Origin of the sequence: Methylobacterium sp. J-030 (genome assembly GCF_022829545.1) — a bacterium.
Lineage (GTDB): Bacteria > Pseudomonadota > Alphaproteobacteria > Rhizobiales > Beijerinckiaceae > Methylobacterium.
The window spans coordinates 1-3,517 of the sequence record NZ_JAKSYM010000010.1; the positions used below are offsets into that span (position 1 = coordinate 1).

Consider the following 3,517-nt stretch of genomic DNA (forward strand, 5'->3'; position numbering starts at 1 on the left):
GGCGGCGCTGGGCCGGTCGATCTCGGCCTGCGCGGTCGCGCCGGTCTCTGCCGTCAGGGTACCGGAGGCGAGGCCGGAGACGGCCCCGTGCACCCGGGCGATCAGGGCAGGCAGCTCAGCGGCCGGGACGGGATTGTTCGACACGTAGGCGGCGACGAGTTCGGCGGTGATAACCGCAAAGGTCTCGGTTGCCTCATCGTGTGTGTCGGTCATGAGTGATCCTTCGAATCGCGTCTTGTCTCCGCGTCGTTTGGGGCCGGCAACGGTTTAAATGAAGTAAATTTTGGATGATAACCGAGCGAATAGACGGTTTTTTTGTCGCTCAGCCCGATGGCAGCGGCAGACGGCTGCATCGTCTCAAGACGATCGCACGGTCAGCCTTCAAACAACTTCAAGGTTGTGGCCGGACGATCAGAGGTCGTCGGTGGCCGGGTAGGCCCGGGTCCGACCCCGCCCGCCCGGCGCCCCGGCGGAGCCGGTGCCCGGCATGGCCTGCGGCCCGGTCCAGCCCTCCGTGCGCCACGCGCTGGCCTTCTGGTCGAGGTCGACCGCACCGTGGCGTTCCAGGATCGCCGTCACCGTCGGGGCCAGCGCGGCCCGCGCCGGGTCGATGCGGATCGTGACGAGGGTTCCGCCCCGCCGCACGCCTTCGCCGTAGGCCTGCGCGTCCCCTTCGCTCACCCCGGCCCCCGTCAGCGCTCCGGCGAGCCCCCCCGCGGCCGCGCCGATACCGGCGCCCGTCAGCGTCGCCACGAGCCAGCCGGCGGCGACCACCGGCCCGACGCCGGGGATCGCGATCAGGCCGAGGCCGGCCAGGAGGCCCACGGCGGCGCCCGCAACCGTGCCGAGGGTCGCCCCCGCGCCGGTGCCGTCCTTGGTGCTGTCCGTGATGCTATCCTTGGCGTCGTCCTCGGCCCGGTCGCGGGTGTCTGCGCCCCCGCCTTCGCCGAAGGCCCCGGCATGGCGGTCGCCCGCATCGCTGCTGACGAGGCCGATATCGCCGTGCGGGATCCCGCTCCCCTCGATCTCGCCGACCGCGGCGCGCGCGTCGCCGTAGCGGTCGTAGAGGGCCGTGATGGTCTGCTGGGCCATGAACACGCTCTCCAACACTCTCCCAAGGCGCCGGCGGCTTACTGCGCCGACATGTTGCCTTTGAAATCGAGGCCGACCTGGACGGATTGGCCGCCATGCTGGGCAGTGCCGCGCCAGATGCCGTCCGGGTCCTTCTTGAGATCCCGGGCATCCATGAAGCCGGCCTTGGCGAGCCGCGAACGCGCCTCGCCTTCCGTGAAGCTGTTCGCGCCCTTCTCGAGCTGGACGCTGCCGGTTGCTCCGGGCCCTGTGCCGTCGGGCGTCATCGCGTCGGTGTTCGGCCGCGTCACGCTCTCCTGACCGCCCGATTGCCCGCTGGTCTTGGCGTCGGGCGCGGCCGGCGTGCCCGTGACCGTGGTCTGAGCGACGGCGCTCGATCCGAGCAGGGTCGCGAGGACGAGGGCGAGAGGCAAACGCATGATGGGCTCCGTCGATCGTTTCGGAGCCGTCAATCCGTCATCGGAGCGCGACGTTCCGAAACCGGAAGCTTTGTTGCGATGGTTTGACGATCCAACCGATACTTCCGGCAACTTGTTGATGTACGCGTTGCGCTCGCGGGAAGTCCCCGGGCGGGGATCTCCGTGGGGGACGCGACGCCTCAGCCCGCGCCGTGGCCACCCTTGCGGTTGTCCGGCCCGGGCCGGGGCGGCCGGGTGTCGTATCCCCCGGTCTCGGGCACCTCCTGGGCTTCAGGGGTGACGGGGCCCGGTGCGTGCGGGCCGCTGCCGCCCCCAGCCGGATCGGTTTCCCCCGTGGGTCGGGCGGGCCGTCCCGGCGGCACCGACCCGAAAGCTTCGCGTGCCGCCTCGACATCGTGTCCCATACGCCCCTCCCTCGCGCGCGCCTGACGCGGCGCCGGTGAAGATCCAAGGCTGCAGCCCGACGCATGTTCCCGAGCGGCCCGCAGTCCATGCGGTGCGTTCGGTCGCGGACCGGATCTCCGCAGTCGGCCCGTCCTATTTCCGCGCTCCGGTGGGGTTGGGCGTCGAGGCGGTGTCGGGCGCCACGGCCGGGTTCACGGGCGTGACCGTCGACCACGTGGCCGCGATGGCCACGATGGCGGTCAGCAGGGCAACGAAGATGCCGGCGAGGACGAGGCGCTTCATGAGGGGCGTCGAACTTCCTGAGGGGTCGCGGAAGCCAGGGAACACCCGGGACAGCCGAACGATCCCCGTGTCCGGCCGCGATGGCGGCCGCGGCCCGATGGCCGCCGCGGCCGCCGGCCGCGCGCGTCACGAACCGGAGCGCTGCACCAGCGCCCGAGACCTGCTCGCCCCGGCCAGGAGCCGCACCCGCACGAGGGCGGCTGCGGCCTGCTGGGCCAGCGCCTCGAGCCGGCAGACGGTCGCGTCGTCCGGAATGACGGAGGCGCACCAGTACGCGCCGAGGGCGGCAACCGCCGCGGGGGCGCCGATCGGGACCATGACGAGGCTGCGCATCGACGTGACGCGATAGGCCGCCAACGGCACCCGCGGATCGGACTCGATGTCCGGCACGATCACCGTCTGGCCGTTCAGGATGCACCAGCCGGAGATGCACGCCGTCATCGGAAAGCGGCGCCCGCGCCAGAGCGGCTCGATCGCGTCCTCCGCCGCGTAGAAGACGGTGTCGCCCTCGCGCAGCACCACCGCGATCCCGTCGGAGCCGACGATCGCCCGCGCGGTCCGCCGGAGCGTGGACACGATCTCCTCCAGCGATGCGGCAGCCTCCAGCGAGCCGGCGGCCAACGCCAAGCCCGGCTCCGGGCGGAAATGCGTTTCAGCCATGGTGGAGAGATAGGAGCCCTTCCGCCGCACGTCTACGCGACAACGCGGAGCGGTCGGGTACGCACGGGTGGGGGCGGGCCGCCGCGCGAGTCCGATTACCGGCGGCATCCCGGGGTTTTCGCCACATGCGTGCTTCCGACATGGTGAACGACAACTTGCGATAGGTTTTCGCGGGCGCTCGGCCCTTCGGACCGGGCATTGCAGCGGCGCGCCGAGAACATCGTATGCCCCGGTGCGTGGACAGAGTATAAAGACTCTTCGTCGCGACTGAGATCCCTTAATAGTTCCGCCTCTTCCAATCGAACCCACGACATGATGTGCTCTAGCGCACCTTTCGGCTGTGAGGTTCGGGGACCCCGCGCGGGCTGTTGCATTCCTGCACTATCGCCCGAACGCGTCCTGACGTTCTTGTCGCCCGGCACACATCCCGCCCAACGGGAGACAGAGGACCAGATGATCAAGAAGCTTCTTCTCGCGAGCGCCGCCACGGCTCTCCTGACCGGCGCCGCCTCGGCCGCCGACCTGCCGCGCCGGGCCGCGCCGCCGCCGGTGTTCACCCCCGTGCCGGTGTTCACCTGGACCGGCGCCTACTTCGGCATCAACGCCGGCTACGCCTTCGACGCCTCCAGCCGCTCCACCGGCAACAGCTTCGGCGTGCC

The 3,517-nt window shown here is 70.7% G+C and carries 5 protein-coding genes and 1 pseudogene; 1 reads left to right on the forward strand and 5 read right to left on the reverse strand.

The annotated features are described in order from the left end of the window. From MKK75_RS00185 to MKK75_RS00205, 5 genes are all read right to left on the reverse strand, one after another. The coding region (locus tag MKK75_RS00185) for a MucR family transcriptional regulator (RefSeq protein ID WP_244040628.1) at window positions 1-213 on the reverse strand (213 nt) is incomplete at its 3' end. 198 nt (window positions 214-411) lie between these two features. Further along, on the reverse strand, window positions 412-1,092 hold the full coding sequence (locus MKK75_RS00190) for a hypothetical protein (RefSeq protein ID WP_244040629.1): 681 nt from the start codon (window positions 1,090-1,092) through the stop codon (window positions 412-414). A 38-nt stretch (window positions 1,093-1,130) separates the two neighbouring features. Further along, the gene (locus MKK75_RS00195; protein ID WP_244040630.1) at window positions 1,131-1,511 is read right to left on the reverse strand and encodes a hypothetical protein; all 381 of its coding nucleotides are present in this window, start codon (window positions 1,509-1,511) and stop codon (window positions 1,131-1,133) included. Between the two features lie 537 nt (window positions 1,512-2,048). After that, a complete protein-coding gene (locus MKK75_RS00200) occupies window positions 2,049-2,198 on the reverse strand; it encodes a hypothetical protein (protein WP_244040631.1) in 150 nt (49 codons plus the stop codon). A 126-nt stretch (window positions 2,199-2,324) separates the two neighbouring features. Further along, the gene (locus MKK75_RS00205) at window positions 2,325-2,858 is read right to left on the reverse strand and encodes a GAF domain-containing protein (RefSeq protein WP_244040632.1); all 534 of its coding nucleotides are present in this window, start codon (window positions 2,856-2,858) and stop codon (window positions 2,325-2,327) included. A 453-nt stretch (window positions 2,859-3,311) separates the two neighbouring features. Here MKK75_RS00205 and MKK75_RS00210 point away from each other — a divergent pair. Continuing rightward, window positions 3,312-3,517 (forward strand): annotated as a pseudogene (locus MKK75_RS00210) (porin family protein); the annotation flags it as partial.

Bases quoted from the DNA above. Each gene is read 5' to 3' on its own strand.
- MKK75_RS00195 (WP_244040630.1), bottom strand. From the start codon at position 1,511: ATGCGTTTGCCTCTCGCCCTCGTCCTCGCGACCCTGCTCGGATCGAGC.
- MKK75_RS00200 (WP_244040631.1), bottom strand. From the start codon at position 2,198: ATGAAGCGCCTCGTCCTCGCCGGCATCTTCGTTGCCCTGCTGACCGCC.
- MKK75_RS00205 (WP_244040632.1), bottom strand. From the start codon at position 2,858: ATGGCTGAAACGCATTTCCGCCCGGAGCCGGGCTTGGCGTTGGCCGCC.
- MKK75_RS00190 (WP_244040629.1), bottom strand. From the start codon at position 1,092: ATGGCCCAGCAGACCATCACGGCCCTCTACGACCGCTACGGCGACGCG.